At 71.5% G+C, this 20,416-nt stretch carries 18 protein-coding genes and 1 pseudogene; 13 read left to right on the forward strand and 6 right to left on the reverse strand.

Translation table 11 applies throughout. From position 1 onward, the window contains the following. Positions 1 to 10 precede the first annotated feature (10 nt). Entirely contained in the window at positions 11 to 529 is a 519-nt protein-coding gene (locus ABZT06_RS18970) for a hypothetical protein (RefSeq protein ID WP_355741618.1), read from the forward strand. On the opposite strand, the gene ABZT06_RS18975 is transcribed toward ABZT06_RS18970, so the two are convergent. Next, entirely contained in the window at positions 526 to 2,862 is a 2,337-nt protein-coding gene (locus tag ABZT06_RS18975) for a glycoside hydrolase family 3 N-terminal domain-containing protein (protein ID WP_355741620.1), read from the reverse strand. The two genes, ABZT06_RS18970 and ABZT06_RS18975, sit on opposite strands and share 4 nt — an antisense overlap. Before the next feature lie 135 nt (positions 2,863 to 2,997). Here ABZT06_RS18975 and ABZT06_RS18980 point away from each other — a divergent pair, with 135 nt between their 5' ends. The 7 genes and pseudogenes from ABZT06_RS18980 to ABZT06_RS19010 all read left to right on the forward strand — a co-directional run bounded on the left by ABZT06_RS18980 (position 2,998) and on the right by ABZT06_RS19010 (position 11,409). Further along, positions 2,998 to 4,074: a LacI family DNA-binding transcriptional regulator gene (locus ABZT06_RS18980; RefSeq protein ID WP_355741622.1), complete on the forward strand. Its 1,077-nt coding sequence runs from the start codon at positions 2,998 to 3,000 to the stop codon at positions 4,072 to 4,074. A gap of 201 nt (positions 4,075 to 4,275) precedes the next feature. Then, positions 4,276 to 4,824, forward strand: a pseudogene (locus tag ABZT06_RS18985) (cellulose binding domain-containing protein); the annotation flags it as partial. A 124-nt stretch (positions 4,825 to 4,948) separates the two neighbouring features. Beyond that, positions 4,949 to 5,932 carry an LCP family protein gene (locus ABZT06_RS18990; protein ID WP_355741624.1) on the forward strand — a complete coding sequence of 328 codons (984 nt, stop codon included), beginning with the start codon at positions 4,949 to 4,951 and terminating at the stop codon, positions 5,930 to 5,932. A gap of 83 nt (positions 5,933 to 6,015) precedes the next feature. Then, the gene (locus ABZT06_RS18995) at positions 6,016 to 7,407 is read left to right on the forward strand and encodes an FG-GAP-like repeat-containing protein (protein WP_355741626.1); all 1,392 of its coding nucleotides are present in this window, start codon (positions 6,016 to 6,018) and stop codon (positions 7,405 to 7,407) included. A gap of 136 nt (positions 7,408 to 7,543) precedes the next feature. Further along, positions 7,544 to 7,900, forward strand: a complete 357-nt coding sequence (locus tag ABZT06_RS19000; protein WP_355741628.1) for a YciI family protein — start codon at positions 7,544 to 7,546, stop codon at positions 7,898 to 7,900. A 132-nt stretch (positions 7,901 to 8,032) separates the two neighbouring features. Then, the gene (locus ABZT06_RS19005) at positions 8,033 to 9,241 is read left to right on the forward strand and encodes a sigma-70 family RNA polymerase sigma factor (protein WP_355742218.1); all 1,209 of its coding nucleotides are present in this window, start codon (positions 8,033 to 8,035) and stop codon (positions 9,239 to 9,241) included. Between the two features lie 125 nt (positions 9,242 to 9,366). Continuing rightward, positions 9,367 to 11,409 (forward strand): cell wall-binding repeat-containing protein, encoded by a 2,043-nt coding sequence (locus tag ABZT06_RS19010; RefSeq protein ID WP_355741630.1) that lies wholly within the window; start codon positions 9,367 to 9,369, stop codon positions 11,407 to 11,409. Here ABZT06_RS19010 and ABZT06_RS19015 read toward each other — a convergent pair. After that, positions 11,387 to 12,580, reverse strand: a complete 1,194-nt coding sequence (locus tag ABZT06_RS19015) for a methyltransferase domain-containing protein (protein ID WP_355741632.1) — start codon at positions 12,578 to 12,580, stop codon at positions 11,387 to 11,389. The genes ABZT06_RS19010 and ABZT06_RS19015 overlap by 23 nt on opposite strands. A gap of 91 nt (positions 12,581 to 12,671) precedes the next feature. Here ABZT06_RS19015 and ABZT06_RS19020 point away from each other — a divergent pair, with 91 nt between their 5' ends. From ABZT06_RS19020 to groL, 4 genes are all read left to right on the forward strand, one after another. After that, positions 12,672 to 13,604, forward strand: coding sequence for a polysaccharide deacetylase family protein (locus tag ABZT06_RS19020; protein ID WP_355741634.1), 933 nt, complete (start codon positions 12,672 to 12,674; stop codon positions 13,602 to 13,604). After that, positions 13,601 to 14,392 carry a polysaccharide deacetylase family protein gene (locus ABZT06_RS19025; protein ID WP_355741636.1) on the forward strand — a complete coding sequence of 264 codons (792 nt, stop codon included), beginning with the start codon at positions 13,601 to 13,603 and terminating at the stop codon, positions 14,390 to 14,392. The genes ABZT06_RS19020 and ABZT06_RS19025 overlap by 4 nt, the downstream gene beginning before the upstream one ends. A 202-nt stretch (positions 14,393 to 14,594) precedes the next feature. Next, positions 14,595 to 14,903, forward strand: a complete 309-nt coding sequence (gene groES / locus ABZT06_RS19030; RefSeq protein ID WP_028807844.1) for a co-chaperone GroES — start codon at positions 14,595 to 14,597, stop codon at positions 14,901 to 14,903. Between the two features lie 112 nt (positions 14,904 to 15,015). Beyond that, the gene (groL, locus tag ABZT06_RS19035) at positions 15,016 to 16,641 is read left to right on the forward strand and encodes a chaperonin GroEL (RefSeq protein WP_355741639.1); all 1,626 of its coding nucleotides are present in this window, start codon (positions 15,016 to 15,018) and stop codon (positions 16,639 to 16,641) included. 90 nt (positions 16,642 to 16,731) lie between these two features. Here the strand turns inward: groL and ABZT06_RS19040 are convergent, their stop codons facing one another. The 3 genes from ABZT06_RS19040 to ABZT06_RS19050 all read right to left on the reverse strand — a co-directional run bounded on the left by ABZT06_RS19040 (position 16,732) and on the right by ABZT06_RS19050 (position 18,978). Further along, on the reverse strand, positions 16,732 to 17,421 hold the full coding sequence (locus ABZT06_RS19040) for an ester cyclase (protein WP_355741641.1): 690 nt from the start codon (positions 17,419 to 17,421) through the stop codon (positions 16,732 to 16,734). Positions 17,422 to 17,485: 64 nt separating this feature from the next. Beyond that, positions 17,486 to 18,259, reverse strand: a complete 774-nt coding sequence (locus tag ABZT06_RS19045) for an SDR family oxidoreductase (RefSeq protein ID WP_355741643.1) — start codon at positions 18,257 to 18,259, stop codon at positions 17,486 to 17,488. A 50-nt stretch (positions 18,260 to 18,309) separates the two neighbouring features. Next, positions 18,310 to 18,978 carry an MOSC domain-containing protein gene (locus ABZT06_RS19050; protein WP_355741645.1) on the reverse strand — a complete coding sequence of 223 codons (669 nt, stop codon included), beginning with the start codon at positions 18,976 to 18,978 and terminating at the stop codon, positions 18,310 to 18,312. Positions 18,979 to 19,058: 80 nt separating this feature from the next. Between ABZT06_RS19050 and ABZT06_RS19055 the strand changes: the two genes are divergently transcribed. Continuing rightward, the gene (locus ABZT06_RS19055) at positions 19,059 to 19,955 is read left to right on the forward strand and encodes a LysR family transcriptional regulator (RefSeq protein ID WP_355741647.1); all 897 of its coding nucleotides are present in this window, start codon (positions 19,059 to 19,061) and stop codon (positions 19,953 to 19,955) included. 56 nt (positions 19,956 to 20,011) lie between these two features. On the opposite strand, the gene ABZT06_RS19060 is transcribed toward ABZT06_RS19055, so the two are convergent. Beyond that, entirely contained in the window at positions 20,012 to 20,338 is a 327-nt protein-coding gene (locus ABZT06_RS19060; protein ID WP_355741649.1) for a WhiB family transcriptional regulator, read from the reverse strand. Positions 20,339 to 20,416: the final 78 nt, after the last annotated feature.

The following is a 20,416-nucleotide window of genomic DNA, read 5'->3' on the forward strand; positions in this document are numbered from 1 at the left end:
GGGGCACGCCATGACCGACGACATCGTGTACGGCCCCACCGACGCCCGTCCCGGGCAGCCCACCTGCCTGCGCCCCGGCTGCCGGCAGTTCAACAAGCTGGAGCTCGGCCTGAGTTGCCGGGGCTGCGGACACCGTACGGCGATGCGGCCCCAGCCGGACCTGTTCCAGACGCTGGGCTACCAGTCGCGGACCACACCGGCGCCGCCCATGCCATCGAATGCGCCCCCGGTGCCTGGGGTATCACCGACACCGGTGGTACCGCCGATGCCGGCGGCACCACCGTCGCCCCTGGACAACCTGGCGCCCTTGCCGCCGCGCGCCGGGCTCGGCGCGCGGGAGACCGCCTCCCGTGCGATCTTCGGCGGCTTCTGGTGCCTTGTCGCGGTGGGCGGGGTGATCGCCGCGTTCTCGCGGCTGGCGGACGGTGACTTCGGCAGCTTCCTGCTGTTCGCGCTGGTCGCCACGGCGAGCGGCTTCTACGCCCGCTACATCATCCGCGGCGGCCGGTTCCGCGTGCTCTTTTTCTAGAGGGACCCTCTTCCGGCAGGGGCCGCCCCGCCGGAGGGTCCCGTCACCTCCGACTCGCACCGCAGGCGGCGGTCCGTTCCGAGCGTTCTCACTGGTCCCGTGAGGTTCAGTCGCGTGGTGTGCCGTACATCCGCGCTGGATGCTCCCAGCCGTAGTTCCAGGGCGCCCGATTCGACCACCCTCGCACCCGAGCGGTCGGTGAAGGCCGACAGGTCAGCATGGAAGCGGAAGGTGACCCGGGCCGTCCCGCCCGGCTCCAGCTCCAGCCGCTGATAGCCGACCAGGCGGACGTCCGGGCGGGTCACCGAGGCGACCGGGTCGTGCAGATACAGCTGGACGACCTCGGCGCCCGCGCGCTCGCCCGTGTTGCGGACCGTGACCTGCAGGTCGTACGAGCCGTCCGTGCCGATCTCCGCCTCGGCGGCATCGGACTCCCAGGCGAACGTCGTGTACGACCGCCCGTGCCCGAAGGCGTACAGCGGGGTCGGGTCCAGGTTGCTGGCCCCGCCCGCGAGGCCGAGCGGCGGCTGGAGGTAGGTCCACGGCTGGCCGCCGGGCACCCTCGGCACACTCACCGGGAGGCGGCCCGAGGGGTTGACCCGGCCCGACAGCACGCCCGCGACCGCCGGGCCGCCCTCCTCGCCGGGGAAGAAGGCCTGGACGACCGCGCCGAGCCGGCCGTCCCAGCGGCCGAGCGCGTAGGGGCGGCCGGTCAGCAGGACCAGCACGACGGGAACCCCGGTCGCGACCAGCGAGTCCAGCAACTCGCCCTGGACGCCCGGCAGTCGCAGGTCCGTCACATCGCAGCCCTCGCCCGACGTGCCCCGGCCGAACAGGCCCGCCCGGTCGCCGAGCACCGCCACGCAGACGTCCGCCTCGGCGGTGCGGGCCACCGCCTCCTCGAAGCCCCCGGTGTCCGGGTCGTCGACCCCGCAGCCCTCGGTGAACGTCACCTTGGCGTCGGGGAGTTCGGCTCGCAGTGCCTGAAGGACCGTGGGGACCTCGATGCCCATCGGGACGTCGGGGTGGTGGGTGAGGACGTGGGAGGGGAAGGAGTAGCAGCCCAGCATGGCGAGGGCGTCGGCCGCGCGGGGGCCGACGACCGCGATCCTGGTGTCCGGGGCCAGCGGGAGCAGGCCGTCCGGGTTGTCGAGGAGGACCACCGACTCCTCGGCGAGACGTCGGGCCAGGGCGCGGTTCACCGTCGAGTCGAGGTCGATCCGCTCGGTGGGCTCCGGCGTCCAGTCCTCGTCCAGAAGGCCCAGCTCACACTTCTGGAGCAGGACCCGGCGGGCCGCCCGGTCGATCAGCGCCTCGGGGATCTCACCCGCGCGGACGGCCTCGATCAGGGGGGTGCCGTAGCACTTGAGGGTGGGCAGTTCGACGTCGAGGCCCGCCGCGAGCGCCGCGTGGGCCGCGCCCGCCTCGGTGCCGGCGACCCGGTGCTGGGTCTGCAGGAAGCCGACGCCGAAGTAGTCGGCGACCACCGTGCCGGTGAACCCCCACTGCTCGCGCAGCAGTTCGGTCAGCAGGCCGGGGTCGGCGGAAGCCGGGACGCCGTCGGTGTCGGTGTACGCGGCCATCACCGAGCGGGCCCCGCCCTCGCGCAGGGCGAACTCGAAGGGCGGCAGGGTGATGTCGGCGAACTCCCGCACGCCCGCCCGCACGGGCGCGAGGTTGCGGGCGCCGGCCGAGGAGGCATACCCGGCGAAGTGCTTGAGCGTGGCGACGATCCCGGCTGACTCCAGGCCCCGGACGTACGCGGCGCCGATCGTGCCCACCAGGTACGGGTCCTCGCCGATCGTCTCCTCGACCCGTCCCCAGCGCGGGTCGCGGACGACGTCCAGGACGGGGGCCAGGCCCTGGTGGACGCCGACCGCGCGCAGGTCGCGGCCGATGGCGCCGGCCATCTCCTCGACCAGTGCGGCGTCCCAGCTCGCGCCCCAGGCGAGCGGGACCGGATAGGCGGTGGCCCGCCAGGTGGTGAAGCCGGCCAGGCACTCCTCGTGGGCCAGCGCCGGGATGCCGAAGCGGCCGGCCTCGGCGATACGGCGCTGGGCGCGGGCCAGTGCCTGCGCGCCCAGCGCCGGGTCCACGGGGGCGGTGCCGAAGGGGCGGGTGAGCTGGCCCAGGCCCCGGGTGATCAGGTCGTCCCAGTCGTAGTCGGCGGTCATCTCGCGCTGGAGCGGGGCGACTCCGTCCCCGTCCGTGCTGGCGCCCACCCACACGCCGTAGAGCTGGGCGGTCTTCTCCTCCAGGGTCATCCGGGAGAGGAGGTCGTCGACTCGGGCGGAGGCGGTCAGGGCGGGGTCACGCCAGGGCGCGGTGGTCATGTAACTCCTGTCGGGCTCGACTGTCCGGTCGACGACGAACTTCGCGAATGTTTCGATATACGATCCGAATGTTTTGGGAACCTAGGGCCGTCAGGAGGGTTCGTCAAGAGGTCGTGCAGGGATACGATCGCCGCCATGACACCCCCGGAGCCCGCTGAAACCCGGACGACTTCCCCTGCGGTGGGACGGTCGCAGCAGACCGCGACCCTCGCCGAGATCGCTCGGGAGGCCGGCGTCTCGGCGCCGACAGTTTCGAAGGTCCTCAACGGCCGGGCCGACGTCGCGCCCGCGACCCGCGCCCGCGTCGAGGACCTGCTGCGCGCGCACGGCTACCGGCGCCGACGTGCCGAGGCGAGCCGTTCGCCCCTGATCGACCTGGTCTTCCACGAGCTGGAGAGCGCGTGGGCGATGGAGGTCATCCGGGGCGTGGAGAACGTGGCCCGCGACGCCGGGCTCAGTGTCGTGCTGAGCGAGAGCGCGGGGCGGCTGACACCCGGGCGCACCTGGGCCGACCAGGTCGCCGCCCGCCGCCCGCACGGGGTGGTCCTCGTGCTGTCCGGGCTCGACGAGTCCCAGCGCGCGCTGCTGGGCAGCAGGTCGATCCCGTTCGTGGTGATGGACCCGGCCGGCGACCCGGGCGCCGACGTGCCCTCCATCGGGGCCACGAACTGGCAGGGCGGGCTCGCCGCGACCCGGCACCTCGTCGAGCTCGGGCACCGCAGGATCGGCGCGATCACCGGGCCCTCCCGCATGATGTGCAGCCGCGCCCGTATCGACGGTTACCGGGCCGCCCTGGAGACCGCGGGTCTGCCCGTCGATCCCGAGCTGATCATGGCCGGCGACTTCCACCACGAGACCGGCTACCGCCAGGGCCTGGACCTGCTGCGCCGCCCGGACCGGCCCACCGCGGTCTTCGCCGGCAACGACCTCCAGGCGCTCGGCCTGTACGAGGCGGCCCGCGAGCTGGGGCTGCGCATCCCGGAGGACCTGAGCGTGGTCGGCTTCGACGACCTTCCGGTGGCGCCCTGGGTGGGGCCGCCGCTGACGACCGTACGGCAGCCGCTGACCGAGATGGCCGAGGCCGCGGCCAAGCTGGTGCTCGACCTGGGCCGGGAGGGCGGGAGCCCGGCGGCGACCCGGGTGGAGCTGGCGACGAGCCTGGTGGTGCGCAGCAGCACGGCGCGCTGCGCTGGGCTTGAGCGGGGCGCCTAGGGGGTGCTGGGCGGGTGCGGGCCGGCGGGGGCTGGTCGCGCGCGCCTTGAGTGGGTGACCTTGGCGGGTGGGATGGCTGGCGCCCACACTTCACCGAAGCCAATCGGTTGTACGACCGAAACTTTCGGAGGCACCCGCAAGTGGGATCTCTGAGAACCGGGCCGCGCGCCCCGAACGGTCTTGGGCGAGCTGGTCCATGGCCGGATGACGCTGCCCTCCGACAGCGCCAACTTCGTGCAGCAGGCCGCCGACTACAAGGCCGTCATGAACGCGTGCGTGGCGGTCGCGCGCTGCGCGGGCGTCACCGTCTGGGGCTTCACCGACTCCGACTCCTGGATCCCGAGCACCTTCCCGGGACAGGGCGCGGCGACTCCGTACGACGAGAACTACGCGCCGAAACCGGCGTATTACGCGATCGCGGAGGCGCTCGGCGCTACGACCACACCGCCGCCGACGGGTGCGTGCAGCGCGGCCTACAGCGTGAACAGTCAGTGGAACACCGGCTTCACGGGTCAGGTGAGGATCTCCTGCTCGGGTGCCGCACTGTCGTCCTGGAAGGTCGGCTGGACGTACGGCGCAGGGCAGCGGGTCACCCAGGTCTGGAACGCGACCTGCACCCAGTCCGGGACCGCGGTCAGCTGCTCCGACGCCTCCTACAACGGGACCGTGCCGGACGGTGGTTCGGTGACCTTCGGATTCAACGGCTCGTGGAGCGGCAGCAATCCGGTACCGGTCGTGACGCTGGAATGAGAAGTCTGAGATTTTCCGAAGAAAGCCCTCGGGGAGGCGTGCCTCGTAATAATTCGGACTTACGTTCCTCCCTGTGACCGGAGACGATGCGGGAAGGCGAGTGGGCCGGCGGCCGAGAGTGCTGATGGCCGTCGGTCTCACCCTCGCGGGTGTGCTGGTCGCGGGGTGCGCGGCGGCGGGCTGGGCGTACTGGCACCTCAACAGCAACATCAAGAGTGTCGACATCGACAGCGCGCTCGGCGACGACCGCCCCGCCAAGGTGACCCCGACCCCGTCGGCCTCGCAGGAGGCGCCGCTGCCCACCGGGGCCGTCAACATCCTGGTCCTCGGCTCCGACTCGCGCAGCGGCAAGGAGAACCAGGCGCTCGGCGGCGGGAGCAGCACCGGGGCCCGGTCCGACACCGCGATGGTCGTGCACATCGACGCGGGCCGCACCACGGCCACCGTCGTCAGCATCCCGCGCGACACCCTCGTCACCCGCCCGTCGTGCCCGCTGTCCGACGGCGGCTCCACGGCGGTGGCCTACGGCGCGATGTTCAACAGCGCCTATGCGGTGGGCGGTCCGGTGTGCGCGGTCAAGACCGTCGAGTCGATCACCGGCGTCCGCATGGACCACTACATCGAGGTCGACTTCTCCGGCTTCGCGAAACTGGTGAACGCCCTCGGCGGGGTCACGGTCACCACGGACGAGGACATTGACGACGACGACAGCCACCTGCATCTGAAGGCGGGCACCCACCACCTGGACGGCCGGCAGGCCCTCGCGCTCGCCCGCACCCGGCACGGCATAGGCGACGGCAGCGACCTGGGCCGCATCGGCCTCCAGCAGAAGCTGGTGAAGGCCCTGCTGCAGCAGATCTCCGCCACCAGCCTCCTGACCAGCCCCACCAAGCTGTACTCCGTCGCGGACGCCGTCACCGGCAGCCTCACCACCGACACCGGCCTCGACTCCCTGACCGAGCTGATGAGCCTCGGCGAGAGCCTGAAGGGCCTGTCGAGCGACGACGCGAAGACGGTGACCATGCCGGTCGTGACCGCGCCCTCGAACCCCAACCGGGTGGTGGCGGAGGAACCGGCGGCGAGTGAGCTGTGGGAATCCCTGCGCTGAAAGTGAACCGGCGCAATGCAACCCTCGGATGACCCGGATGGTCTCTTGCGGTGACCACACTGCAGTAACCAGGGGGATTTCCGATGTCCAACTCGCGTTCGTACAAAGCCTGGTCCGTGCCGCTGATCGCCGGAGTGCTCGCGCTCGGCGGGATACCCGCCCTCGCGGGCAGCGCCGCGGCGGCCGAATCGAAGGCCGTCCAGGACGACTTCAACGGCGACGGCTACAAGGACCTCGCCGTCGGCGCCCCGATCGCCACCGTCGGCGGCAAGCAGGGGGCGGGGTACGTCACCGTCATGTACGGCGGCCCGCACGGCCTGGCCAAGGACCACCGCACCATCATCAGCCGTTCCACCAGCGGAATCCCGGGCGATCCCGCCGCGCGCGAGAACTTCGGCTACCAGCTGTCCACGGGGGACCTGGACGGCGACGGGCGCACCGACCTGATCATCGGACAGGCGGACTCGAACCGGGACGCGGTCGTCGTCTGGGGCGCCAAGGAGGGCCTGTCCGGCGGGGTGTCCGTGCCCGCGGCGACCACCCAGGCGGGCGACTTCGACGGCGACACCTGGCCGGACCTGGTCCTGTTCCGCGGCGGCCGTGCCCCGGGCGACGACCCGCTCGGCACCGAGGCCACCGTCTGGCGGGGCCCGATCTCCAGGGCCGGGAAACCGACCGCCACGCAGGACTTCGGCTCGACCAGGGTGGAGTCCTTCGACGTGATGTACGCGGCATCCGGGGACGTCAACGGCGACGGCCGCGACGACCTCGCGCTGACCGTCTACACCGGCGACGGCGGCATCGGCTCCCAGCTCTATCTGGCCAACGCCTCCGGAGGCGCCTTCACCTATGCCGCCGGCCCCGAGGGCTCCGGCCAGGTGGCCTTCGGCGACGTCAACCACGACGGCTACGACGACGTCGTCCGGGGCGTCCCGAACCAGTCCACGGTCACCGTGGCCCTCGGCTCGGCCTCCGGTCTGAAGCCGGAGTCGACCTGGAAGTCGTACAGCCAGGACACCGAAGGGGTCCCCGGCGCCACGGAGGAGGAGGACCGTTTCGGCGACGCGGTGACGGCCGGTGACGTCAACGGCGACGGCTACGCCGACGTGGCCGTGGGCGCGCCCGGCGAGAAGCTCGGCGACAAGGACGGGGCGGGCATGGTCGACGTCCTGTACGGCAGCCGCGGCGGCCTGACCGGCAAGGGCGCCCAGGGCTTCACCCAGGACACCAAGGGCGTCCCGGGGGCCGTGGAGGCGAGCGACACCTTCGGTGGCTCGGTCAGGCTCCTCGACATCAACGGGAACGGCTACGCGGACCTCGCCGCGGCGGCGCCGCGCGAGAACACCGGTGAGGGCGCGGTCTGGTCGCTGCGGGGGCGTCCGACGGGCATCGTGACGGACGCGGCGTTCACCTTCGGCCCCCGCTCGGTCGGGGCGCCGTACGCGAAGGCATGGTTCGGCGGGTCGCTGTCGTAGCAGGTCAGGCCGATGCTTGAGGGCCCGGGAAAAACTCCCGAAGAAATCCGTGGAGTCTGTCGATCCCGGGCCCTCCCGATCGACGCACTGGTGAGAGGCCGGGAAGGACCGGCCCCGCAGCGACCGAGGAGTCACCATGCCGCGTTACCTGTCGATGGTCCAGATCGACGAGAAGACCGCCCCCGCCGAGGGGCCCAGCGACGCCCTGATGCAGCGCATGGGCGAGCTGATCGAGGAGATGACGAAGGCCGGGGTGCTGCTCGACACCGCCGGGCTCACGCCGGCCGCGCAGGGCGCCAGGGTGCGCTGGGAGAAGGGGCAGCTGTCGGTGACCGACGGGCCCTTCACCGAGGCGAAGGAGGTCGTCGGGGGCTACGCGATCGTCCAGGCCAAGGACATGGCCGAGGCGATCGAGTGGACCAAGCGCTTCCTGAAGGTGCACGAGGAGCACTGGACGGTCACCTGCGAGGTCCGGGAGATCGCGGAGGGCTGAGCGCCTTCCCCGGCCGCGGGACCGGCTCACCTTCCTTGGCTGGACGGCCGTGACGGTGTCGAATGGGGGGCTGTGACCACCTCACAGCCCTCCCACACCGACGCCCGAGCCTCCGTCGAGACCGTCTTCCGCATGGAGTCGCCGCGCATCATCGCCGGTGTCACCCGTGTCGTCCGGGACGTCGGCATCGCCGAGGAGCTCGCGCAGGACGCGCTGGTCGCCGCCCTGGAGCAGTGGCCGCGCGACGGCGTCCCCGACAACCCGGGCGCCTGGCTCATGGCCATCGCGCGGCGCCGCGCCGTGGACCTGGTCCGCCGCCGGGAGAACTACGCCCGCAAGCTGGCCGAGATCGGCCGGGACCTGTCGGAGACCGCCCCACCGGAGGAGCCCGCCGACCCCGAGGACATCGACGACGACCTGCTCAGGCTCGTCTTCACCACCTGTCACCCGGTGCTGTCCGCCGAGGCCCGCACCGCCCTCACCCTGCGTCTCCTCGGCGGTCTGACCACCCCGGAGATCGCCCGGGCCTTCCTGGTCCCGGAGGCGACGGTCGCCCAGCGCATCGTGCGCGCCAAGCGGACCCTCGCCACGAAGAACATCGCCTTCGAGGTGCCCTACGGCCCCGACCGCGAAGCCCGTCTCGGGTCCGTCCTGGACGTCATCTACCTGATCTTCAACGAGGGTTACGCGGCCACGGCGGGCGACGACTGGCTGCGCCCCTCCCTGTGCGAGGACGCTCTGCGCCTGGCCCGCCTGCTGTCCGCCCTCATGCCCAAGGAACCCGAAGTGCACGGCCTGGCGGCCCTGCTGGAGTTCCAGGCCTCCCGTACGGCCGCCCGCACCGGGCCGGGCGGTGAGCCGGTCCTCCTCAGGGACCAGAACCGCAGCCGCTGGAACCGCATGCTCATCGCCCGCGGCATCAAGGCCCTGGGCCGTGCCGAGGCCACGGTCACCGGAGCCCCCGGCCCCTATGTCCTCCAGGCCACCATCGCCGCCTGCCACGCGCACGCGTACTCCTACGAGGAGACCGACTGGCCGGCCATCGCCACCCTCTACGCCCTGCTCGCCGCCCGGGCCCCCTCCCCGGTCGTCGAACTCAACCGCGCGGTCGCGGTCTCGATGGCCCAGGGCCCGGCCCCGGCCCTGGAGATCGTCGACGCGCTCACCAAGGAACCCGCCCTGCTCGACTACCACCTGCTGCCGAGCGTGCGCGGCGATCTCCTCGCCCGCCTCGGCCGTACGACGGAGGCGCGGGCCGAGTTCGAACGGGCGGCCGCGCTGACCCGCAACGAACGGGAGCGGGAGCTGCTGCTGGCCAGAGCGCGGGAGTGCGGTCCCTGACGGTCAGCGATCCGCAGTCGAACGGTTGCGCATCAGCAAATTCGTTCCCTTCGCGTCCCGTTCACGCTTTACAGTGACCCAGCCTCTGTGGAGAGGCTGTGAAGACCTGTGTGGGGGATGACAACTTGAGACTGTTCACGCGCCGCCGTGCCGCGGCGCTCGCGACCGCGGCGGCGCTCGCCGCGGTGGGCACCCTGGCCGCCGCGCCCGGCGCCGCCGCCGACGACGCGGGGCCCTGGCCGGGCACCGAGGGCCGGATCCTGACCGACGGCCCGGTGCTCGTCGACACCGTCACCGGCAAGCAGACCGCGGTGCCCAACACCTACGGCACCTATGCCGCCTGGGCCCCGGACGGCAGCCGGCTGGTCACCTCCTGGAGCCAGATCAGCAGCATCCGCCCCAGCGGCGGCTCGAAGTTCACTCTGCCCTGGGCGGAGGGAGTGCGCTCCAGCGCCCAGTACCAGGACCTCACCTTCTGGTGGGGTGGTCGGTACGTCGTCTTCTCCACCGGCGGCCAGCTCGCCTACGGCCCCTCCGACGCCTCCTGGGCGCCCCGCCCGCTGCTTTCGTCGGCCCTGGAGCCGTCCACCGTCTGCGACACCGACCCGACGGTGAGCCCGTCCGGCACGGTCGCTTTCGAACGCCGTATCAACTACGGCTGCTACGACAACGCCGGCGTGTACGTCTACGACCCGTCCGCCAAGACGGTCAAGCGGGTCCTCGCCAACGCCGGGCAGCCCGCCTACTCGCCCGACGGCACCAAGCTGGCCTTCGTCCGCAAGGACACCGACGGCAAGCAGCAGATCTTCACGGCCAAGGCCGACGGCACCGACGTCGAGCAGCTCACCACCGGCCCGGGCTACGTCGCCAACCCGTCCTGGTCGCCCACTGGCAAGCGCATCGTCTTCGACGCGCACACCACGGGCGACAGTACCGACGTACAGACCACCGAGTACGCCGACCCGGCCACGGGTGAGCGCACGGCCGTCCCGGGCACCCCGCAGGGCAGCAACCCGAGCTGGCAGCCGCTGCGCAAGAACAACACCGCCCGGATCTGGGGTTCCGGCAGCACCCCGACCGCAGTCGCGGCCTCCCGCTGGACCTGGAACAAGGTCGGCACCAGCGTGCCGGGCCTGATGGACGCCAAGGCGGCCGTGCTGACCAACCAGGACAGCACCGCGTACTCGCTGACCGCGCCTGCGCTGGCCGGCAAGAAGCAGGGGCCGGTCCTGGGGACCCCGAAGGGCGGGCTGTCGGCGGCGGTGAAGGCCGAGCTGAAGCGGGTGCTGAAGCGGGGGGCCAACGTCTATCTCCTCGGCTCCACGTCCGTCCTGAGCTCGACGGTCACCTCCCAGGTGCAGTCCCTCGGCTTCACCCCCAAACGGCTGACCGGCGCGGACCGCTTCGCGACCTCGGTCGCCGCCGCCAAGACGATCACCACCAGCCCGAAGTACGTCTTCCTGGCCTCCGGCACCGACGCCTACGCGTCCCTCCCGGCGGCCGCCGCGGCCGGCGCCGACGGCACGAGCAGCGCGGGCGGTCTGGTTCTCACCAACGGCAAGAAGCTGTCGGCGTCGGTGAAGTCGTACCTCAACGGTCTGAACCCCAACAAGACCATGGTCATCACGGTGGGTTCGGACGCCAGGTACGCGCTGACCCACACGAACTTCTCCAGGTGGCCCTCCTCGTGCTCGTACTACCCGATCACGGGGACGACCAGAGCGGCCCTCTCGGTGGCCGTCGCCAAGTTCTGGTGGAGCACGCCGAGCAACGTAGCCCTCGCCTACTCCGGTTCCTGGCGCGACGGACTGTCGGCGGCCGGGGCGATGAGCGTCTTCGGGCCGGTGCTGTGGACCTCCCGCGCCACCCTCTCGTCCGAGCTGACGAGCTATCTGCTGCGCGAGTCCGCGAGCACCAACTCCGTGGTCGCCTTCGGTGGTACGGGCAACCTCTCGGCGGGCACTCTCAGTTCGGCGGGTGCCTCGGTCGCCGCGAACGGCGCCCAGGTCGTCTACACGCCGTTCCCCAACGGCGACGAGCCGGCGAGCAGCCGGACGAGCGCCCTGCGCACCGGCGGCGACGAGACCCGGAACGCCACCGCGGCGCGGACCGGCCCGGTCGGCGCCGACCCGCACCTGGAGCAGCTCAGGACGGTCCAGCACCAGTGACGGCCCGCGCGGGGGCGCCGATCAGCATGGTCGGCGCCCCCGCGACCCGGGTCAGGAACACCGTCGCCGAGTGCGGCCCCTGCGGCTTGGGCAGAGCCTTCCGCCGCAACTCCTCCGGCTCGACGGCCGACCCCCGCTTCTTCACGGTCAGGATCCCGACCTCCCGCTCCCGCAGCAGGGCCTTCAACCTCTTCACGTTGAAGGGGAGCCGGTCGGTGATCTCGTAGGCGGTGGCGTACGGCGTCGGACGCAGCGAGTCCGACGTCACGTACGCGATGGTGGCGTCGACGAGTCCGCCCTCGACCTCCTCCGCCACCTCGGCGACCAGATGGGCCCGGATGGCGGCGCCGTCGGGCTCGTACAGGTACCGCCCGACGGAACGGACTTCGGGGTCGGGGAGCCCCCGGCCGAGCAGCGTCCGGGGGCCCGGCAGCAGCGTCGCCCGCACCGCCCCCGGCGCGGTGCCGAACCACAGCACCGCCTCCTTCACGTCCCCGCCGTCGGAGATCCACTCCGCCTCGGCCTCCGCCGGGACCGCCTCGTGCGGAATGCCGGGCGCGACCTTCAGCGCGGCGTGCGGGGCCTTGAGGGCCGCCTGCACGGCCCAGGACAGCGGCGGCGAGTAGGCCTCCGGATCGAAGATGCGGCCCCGCCCGCCCCGCCGCGCGGGGTCCACGAACACGGCGTCGTACGAGGCCGTGTCGACCTCCGTGACGTCCGCCTCCCGTACGTCGATCAGGCCGGCGAGTCCGAGCGCGTCCGCGTTCGCCCGTGCGGCCGCCGCCGTCAGCGGATCCCGGTCCACCGCGAGGACCCGGATCCCGGCGCGGGCCAGCGCGATCGCGTCGCCGCCGATCCCGCAGCACAGGTCCGCGACGGAGCTGACGCCCAGGGCGCGCAGCCGCTCCGCCCGGTACGCCGCCACGCTCGCCCGCGTCGACTGCTCGACGCCGTTCGGTGTGAAGAACATCCGCGCCGCGTCCTCGGCCCCGAACTTCACCCCCGCCCGCTGCCGCAGCCGGGCCTGGCCGAGCGCCGCGGAGACCAGTTCGGCGGGGTGCTCGCGGCGCAGCCGGGTGGCGACGGCGAGTTCGTCGGCGGGGGCGGTGCCGCGCACTTCGTCGAGGAGGGCACGGCCCTCGGGGGTGAGGAGGAGGGCGAGGTCGTTCACCGGGTCATTGTGGGCCAGTCGGTGGACGGTCCGCTTCCGAGCGGCGTTGTCAGCCCGGGGGTGACGCCGTGACCTGCGAGGATCCGGCGCCATGGGAACAGTAGGACAAAACTATAAAAATGGTTCGTTGAGGGTATCGATCCACGGCGGACTGGTCCTCCTGGCCGTGGCCGCACTGGTCTCCGGCTGCGCCCGCCCGGCCGAGACCGACGCACGGCCGCAACGGCCCCTCAAGGCACCCCCGGCCCCCGTCGCCGATCTCCAGGCCGACAAGGCGGTCGTCCGGGCCGCCAGGCTCCGCGCCGAGCAGGCCCGGATCGCCGCCGCCAGACGCTGGGGCCTGAAGGAGGTCCCGCTGACGGCCCCGCCGGCGCCCGTGACCAAGCCCCGCATCACCACCCGCGACGGCTTCGAGGTCGACGGCCATGAGAAGGGGCTGCCGCCGGTCTTCACCACGATCCCCACCGAGCAGAAGATCGTCTTCCTCACCATCGACGACGGCGCCGAGAAGGACCCCGCGTTCCTGCGGATGATGAGCGACCTGAAGATCCCGTACACCGCCTTCCTCAGCGACTACCTGATCAAGGACGACTACGGCTACTTCCGGAAGATGCAGGACACGGGGGTCGTGCTCGACAATCACACGCTCCACCACCCCTATCTGCCCGGGCTGTCGTACGCCCGCCAGAAGCGCGAGATCTGCGGGATGCAGGACGTCATGGAGAAGCGCTACGGCACGCGGCCCGCGCTCTTCCGCCCGCCCTACGGCAACTACAACGAGGACACCCTGCGCGCGGCCGGGTCCTGCGGCATCAGGTACGCGCCGATCTGGAACGAAGAGGTCTTCGTCGACCACTGGGAGTACCGCGAGGAGGATCAGCGGATCCACCCCGGCGACATCGTGCTCAGCCACTTCCGCGGCCGCGAGGACTGGAAGGGCACGATGCCCGACATGGTCCGCCGCTTCCTGGACAAGGTCACGGCCGAGGGATACGCCGTCGCACGCCTCGAGGACTACCTGTGAGACCGCGGACGCTGGTCGCCGCGGGGCTGGCGGCCGTACTCCTCGCCGGCTGCGCCCAGTCCGTCGACCCCATCGAGCGGCTGGGGAAGAAGGCGGCCCAGCGGGTCGGGTCGTACGGGCCGGCGAGGGCGGACGGGCGGCCGTACCGCCGCTGGGGCCTGGCGGCCCCGCTGCCGGAGCCCCCGCGGGAGCCGCGGCGCGCGGCGGTGGGCCGGGGCGGCCTGCCACCGGTCGTGAGGCGGGTCAGGACGTCCGACAAAGTCGTCTTCCTCACCTACGACGACGGCGCGGAGAAGGACCCGCGGTTCGTCGACCTGGTCCGTGAACTGCGGCTGCCCGTCAGCATGTTCCTCACGGACAGCGTCGTCGGCCCCGGGTACGGCCACTTCGCGCGCCTCCAGTCGGTCGGCGCGAGCATCCAGAACCACACCCTCGACCATCCGGCCCTGCCCGGCCTGCCGTACCCCGGCCAGCGCGCCGAGATCTGCGGCCAGCAGGGGAAGGTCCGCTCCCGCTTCGGCATCCGGCCGCGGCTGTTCCGGCCGCCCTACGGCACGTACGACCGCACGACCCTGCGCGCGGCGGCCGACTGCGGCCTCTCGGCGGTGGTGCTGTGGAGCGTGACGGCGCCGGACGGCACGCCGGAGCGGCCGCTGCGGGCGGGAGACATCGTCTCGGTGGCGTCGGGGGAGACGACAGGGCCGACCCTGACGGAGCGGACGACGAGGGTGCTGCGGGAGATCCAGCGCGAAGGGCTGACGGTGGGGCGGCTGGACGACTATCTGTAGGGCCCCGGACCGCCCCGCCGGAGACGCGATTGGCACTCCGCTTGACCGAGTGCTAATCACGGTCATAGTCTCGGGTCTGGCACTCCCCCCTGGAGAGTGCCAACACAGCGACGGGCAGGTCCGGCACCCGCGACGACGGATCGACCTGGTCGCCACCTCAGACAGTTAACCCCGTGAGATCTCCGAAGGGGGAGGTCGGATCGTGACGACCACCAGCTCCAAGGTTGCCATCAAGCCGCTCGAGGACCGCATTGTGGTCCAGCCGCTCGACGCCGAGCAGACCACCGCCTCTGGCCTGGTCATCCCGGACACCGCGAAGGAGAAGCCCCAGGAGGGCGTCGTCCTCGCGGTGGGCCCGGGCCGCTTCGAGAACGGCGAGCGCCTGCCGCTCGACGTTCAGACCGGCGACATCGTGCTGTACAGCAAGTACGGCGGCACCGAGGTGAAGTACAACGGCGAGGAGTACCTCGTCCTCTCGGCCCGCGACGTGCTCGCGATCATCGAGAAGTAATTCACCCCAGCATTTCTCTGAGCTGCGCCCCTGGCCCCCGCGATCACCAACAAGCCGGGCGCCCGGGGCGCAGTCTCTTTTCACCTAGATTTCCGAGAGGGCTCACGCTCCCATGGCGAAGATCCTGAAGTTCGACGAGGACGCCCGTCGCGCCCTCGAGCGCGGCGTCAACAAGCTTGCCGACACGGTCAAGGTGACGATCGGCCCCAAGGGCCGCAACGTCGTCATCGACAAGAAGTTCGGCGCTCCCACCATCACCAACGACGGCGTCACGATCGCCCGTGAGGTCGAGATCGAGGACCCGTACGAGAACCTCGGCGCGCAGCTGGTGAAGGAGGTGGCGACCAAGACCAACGACATCGCGGGTGACGGCACCACCACCGCCACCGTGCTGGCCCAGGCGCTCGTGCGCGAGGGCCTGAAGAACGTCGCCGCGGGTGCCTCCCCGGCCGCCCTGAAGAAGGGCATCGACGCCGCCGTCAAGGCCATCTCCGACGAGCTGCTCGCCACCGCGCGCCCGATCGACGAGAAGTCCGACATCGCCGCCGTCGCCGGTCTGTCCGCCCAGGACTCCCAGGTCGGCGAGCTCATCGCCGAGGCGATGGACAAGGTCGGCAAGGACGGTGTCATCACCGTCGAGGAGTCCAACACCTTCGGTCTGGAGCTGGACTTCACCGAGGGCATGGCCTTCGACAAGGGCTACCTGTCCCCGTACATGGTGTCCGACCAGGAGCGTATGGAGGCCGTCCTCGACGACCCGTACATCCTGATCAACCAGGGCAAGATCTCCTCGATCCAGGACCTGCTGCCGCTGCTCGAGAAGGTCATCCAGGCGGGCGCCTCCAAGCCGCTGCTGATCATCGCCGAGGACGTCGAGGGCGAGGCCCTGTCGACCCTGGTCGTCAACAAGATCCGCGGCACCTTCAACGCGGTCGCCGTCAAGGCCCCCGGCTTCGGTGACCGCCGCAAGGCGATGCTCCAGGACCTGGCGACCCTCACCGGCGCCGAGGTCATCTCCGAGGAGGTCGGCCTCAAGCTCGACCAGGTCGGCCTGGAGGTGCTGGGCACCGCCCGCCGCGTCACGGTCACCAAGGACGACACCACGGTCGTCGACGGCGCCGGCGACTCCGCCGCCGTCGCGGGCCGCGTGGCCCAGATCAAGGCCGAGATCGAGAACACCGACTCCGACTGGGACCGCGAGAAGCTCCAGGAGCGCCTCGCGAAGCTGGCCGGCGGCGTGTGCGTGATCAAGGTCGGCGCCGCCACCGAGGTGGAGCTGAAGGAGAAGAAGCACCGTCTGGAGGACGCCATCTCCGCGACCCGCGCCGCGGTCGAGGAGGGCATCGTCTCCGGTGGTGGCTCTGCTCTGGTCCACGCCGCCAAGGTGCTCGAGGGCGGCCTCGGCAAGACCGGCGACGAGGCCACCGGTGTCGCCGTCGTCCGCAAGGCCGTCGTCGAGCCGCTGCGCTGGATCGCCGAGAACGCCGGCCTGGAGGGCTACGTCATCACCTCCAAGGTCGCCGAGCTCGACAAGGGTCAGGGCTTCAACGCCGCGACCGGCGAGTACGGCGACCTGGTCAAGGCCGGCGTCATCGACCCGGTCAAGGTCACCCGCTCCGCCCTGGAGAACGCCGCCTCCATCGCCTCCCTCCTGCTCACGACCGAGACCCTGGTCGTCGAGAAGAAGGAAGAGGAGGAGCCGGCCGCCGGTGGTCACAGCCACGGCCACTCCCACTGAGCCCACAGCTCGAAAAGGAGCCCCCGCTTCCTCTCTTTCCGGAGAGGGAGCGGGGGCTTTCCCCTTCGCGGGCCTTGTCGGGTCACCCGGTCACTGCCCGAGCACCCCGAGCTGTTCCAGCAGCCCCGCCCGGTCGTACTGCCACCAGCCCTCGCAGATCATCCCGTCCCGGAACCGGTGCCAGGTGGTGCCGCTCATGGTGACGTTCTGGCCGGTGGCCGGGATCCCGAGGAAATCGCCCTTGTGCCGGCCGGCCACGGTCCACCGGGTGCACACCCGGTCGTCCTGGGCGATCTGGTCGTCGACCCGGAAGGCGAGTTCGAAGGCCTGTAGCCACCCGGCATACACCTCGCGCGACCCCTGCAGCCCGACGTCGCCGGGGTTGGCCGGGTCATGCTCCAGGTAGTCGTCGGAGAACCGTTCGTACACCACGTCCGTCTCGGACCGCCCGGCCCGCTCGAAGAACTCCCGTGACGTCGCCGGGTTGAGCCGCTCGTCCCGCACCACGTCCAGATCCGTGAAGGTCGGCATCTCGTCGCACAGCGCGACCATCCCCTGGAAAATCCGCTCGGTCTCCGGCAGTCCCGAGTTCCGCATCGCCTCCTCGTACGACGGGAACTCCACGATCTCGACGAAGTGCGATGTGTCGGACCGGTCCTTGCCGACCACCGCGTGCGTCGCGGTCCGCTTCCCCTTGGTCTGCTCGACCCAGGTGTCCATCAGCCGGTCCATCTCGTCGAAACGGCTGGTCCTGCAGTCGATGAGCTGTACGAACGTCATACGCGATCACCTCCGGCCCCCCTGGGTCCGGTTCGAACAGCACCATTGTCCGCCTTTTCGGGCCCTACTGCGGCCCGTACTTACGCCCCGTCCTCGACGTGATCCCGCCCAGCAGTCCTCGCGGTGCCACCTTCACCAGTCCCATGAGGGCCTTGTACCGCGGGTCCGGGATGGACAGGGTCTTGCCGTGGGACAGGTCGGTGAGGGCCGCGGCGACCAGCTTGTCCGCGTCGAGCCACATCCAGCCGGGGATGTTGTCCGTGCCCATACCGGCCCGCTGGTGGAACTCGGTCCGCACGAAGCCCGGGCACAGGGCCATCAGACGGACCCCGCTGCCCGCCAGATCCCGCGCCGCGCCCTGCGTGAACTGCACGACCCACGCCTTCGAGGCGCCGTACGTCCCGCGCGGCACGAAGGCCGCCACCGACGCGACGTTGACGACACCGCCCCGCCCCCGCTCCCGCATCGCCTCCGACGCCGCCGACGTCAGTCGCAGCACCGCCTCGCAGTGCACCTTGAGCATCTTCAGCTCGTCGGCCATGGAGACGTCGAGATAGCGCCCCTTGTTGCCGAAGCCGGCGTTGTTGACGAGGAGGTCGACGGGGGACCTGCGGTCACCGAGGCGGGCGGCGACCGCCTCGATGCCGGGGTCGGTGGCGAGGTCGGCGGTGAGGACCTCGGCCTCGATGCCGTGGCGGTCGTGGAGTTCGGTCGCCTGTTCCTGGAGCCGCTTGGTGTCGCGGGCCACCAGCACCAGGTTGTGCCCGTCAGCCGCCAGCCGTCGTGCGAACGCGGCACCGATGCCCGCGGTCGATCCCGTGATCAATGCCGTTGTCATGGCGCAAGGTTAATGACCGGGGCCGACAGTGTCCGCTTGCCGAGGGCCGGTCAGGCGCCGTGCTTCTCCACATACTGAAGCGCCGACTTCCGCAGCTCCGGATGGAGAGCCTCGCCCGCCGCCAACAGCCGCGGCTGGAGCGGCCGTTCGGTGGTCATGGCCCGGAACGCCAGAGCGACGGTCACGTCGTGGTCCGGCCGGTGCACGATCTCGACCGGGTCTCCGGTCCGGATCTCGCCCGGTCGGATCACCCGCAGGTACGCCCCGGGCGCGCCCTTCTGCGTGAACCGCTTCACCCAGTGCTGTTCGCCCATGTGGCCCTGGAAGGTGCCGCACGGGATGCGCGCGCTGGTGACCTCGAGCACCACCTCGGGTCCGATGCGCCAGCGTTCGCCTATCAGCGCGCCGGAGACGTCGATGCCCTCGGTCGTGAGGTTCTCGCCGAAGGCGCCGTCGGCCAGCGCGCGGCCCAGCTCGCCCTCCCACTCGTCCAGGTCCTCGCGCGCCATCGCGTACACCGCCTGGTCGTCACCGCCGTGGTGCTGCCTCTTGCACACCGCGTCCCCGGCGAGCGCGCTCCCGCCGATGCCCTTGGGGCCGGGCGCGGCCACCCGCACGGCTCCGTCGACCCGTCGCTTGGCGATACCGGTGACGCCCTCCGGGTTGTCCGTGTACGGAACGGCCTTCGCGCGGCCCACATTCACCGACAGAAGCTTCATGGCGGCACGCTAGGGGAGCGGGGCCCAAAGGTGCCACGCATTATTCGGCGCCGTATCAAAGCACCGCTTATCCTCGAAGGGTGATCGAGGCCCGACATCTCCGAGTCCTGCGCGCCGTCGCCGCCACCGGCTCCTTCTCCGCCGCGGGGCGCGAACTGGGCTGCACCCAGCCCGCCGTCAGCCAGCAGATGAAGGCTCTGGAGACGTCCGTGGGCACGCCGTTGCTCATCCGCAGCGGACGCGAGATGCGGCTGACCGAGGCGGGCCAGGCCCTGGTGCGGCACGCCGCCGGCATCCTGGCGGGGCTCACGGCGGCGGAGGAGGAGGTCGCCGCCATCGCCGGGCTGCGGGCCGGGCGCGTCCGGCTCGTCTCCTTCCCCAGCGGCAGCTCCACCCTCGTCCCCACCGCCCTCGCGGCCCTGCGCGCCGCCCACCCCGGCACCCGGGTTTCCCTGGAGGAGGCCGAACCCCCGCAGTCCGTGGGCCTGTTGAGGGAGGGCGACTGCGACATCGCGCTCGCCTTCCGGTACGAGGGGGCCGCGGGCGGCGACGAGTGGGACGACCTCGTCGTACGGCCCCTGCTGAGCGACCGGCTCGTCGCCCTGGTACCGGAGCGGCACCGGCTCGCGCGCGCGGGGTCCGTGGCCATCGGGGAGCTCGCCGGGGAGTCGTGGATCGCCGGATGCCCGCGCTGCCGCGGCCAGTTGGTCGAGGTGTGCGAGGGTGCCGGCTTCATCCCCCGCATCGACTTCGCCACCGACGACTACCCGGCGGTCGTCGGCCTGGTGGGCGCCGGTCTCGGCGTCGCCGTCCTGCCCCAGCTCGCCGTCGAGTCCGTACGGCCACGGAGCGCGCGCACGGTGACGCTGGAACCGGCGGTCCGGCGGGAGATCGTCGCGCTCACCCTGCCCGACCTGGCGCAGGTGCCCGCGGTGGCGGCGACGCTGGAGCAGCTGGCCCGCGCTGCCGACCGGTAGGCCCGCGGACACAGGGAAGGGCACGCGCGTGCGTGCCCTTCAGGAGAAACGTTCCTTCAGTTGTTCGACGTGCCGCTCCCGATGGCTGACGCCGACACCAGCCGGTGCCGCGCCCGCCCCATGAGCTCCTCGCGCTCGTCCTCGGTCAGCCCGCCCCACACGCCGTACGGCTCTCTCACCGCCAACGCGTGCGCCGCACACTGTGCGCGCACCGGGCACCTCATGCAGACCTCCTTGGCCGAGTTCTCGCGAGCGCTCCTCGCCGCACCGCGCTCACCCTCCGGATGGAAGAAGAGCGAGCTGTCCACCCCGCGACAGGCGGCCAGGAGCTGCCAGTCCCACAGGTCCGCGTTCGGTCCGGGAAGGCGGGAGAAATCTGCCATTGCGTGACCCCTTGTAGCCGTTCTGGGCGGATACGGTGTCCACGACCGTACATCTACGATCTAAGGAGATGAAAATAT

It is taken from the genome of Streptomyces sp. NPDC005483 (assembly GCF_040606035.1).
Taxonomy (GTDB): Bacteria; Actinomycetota; Actinomycetes; order Streptomycetales; family Streptomycetaceae; genus Streptomyces.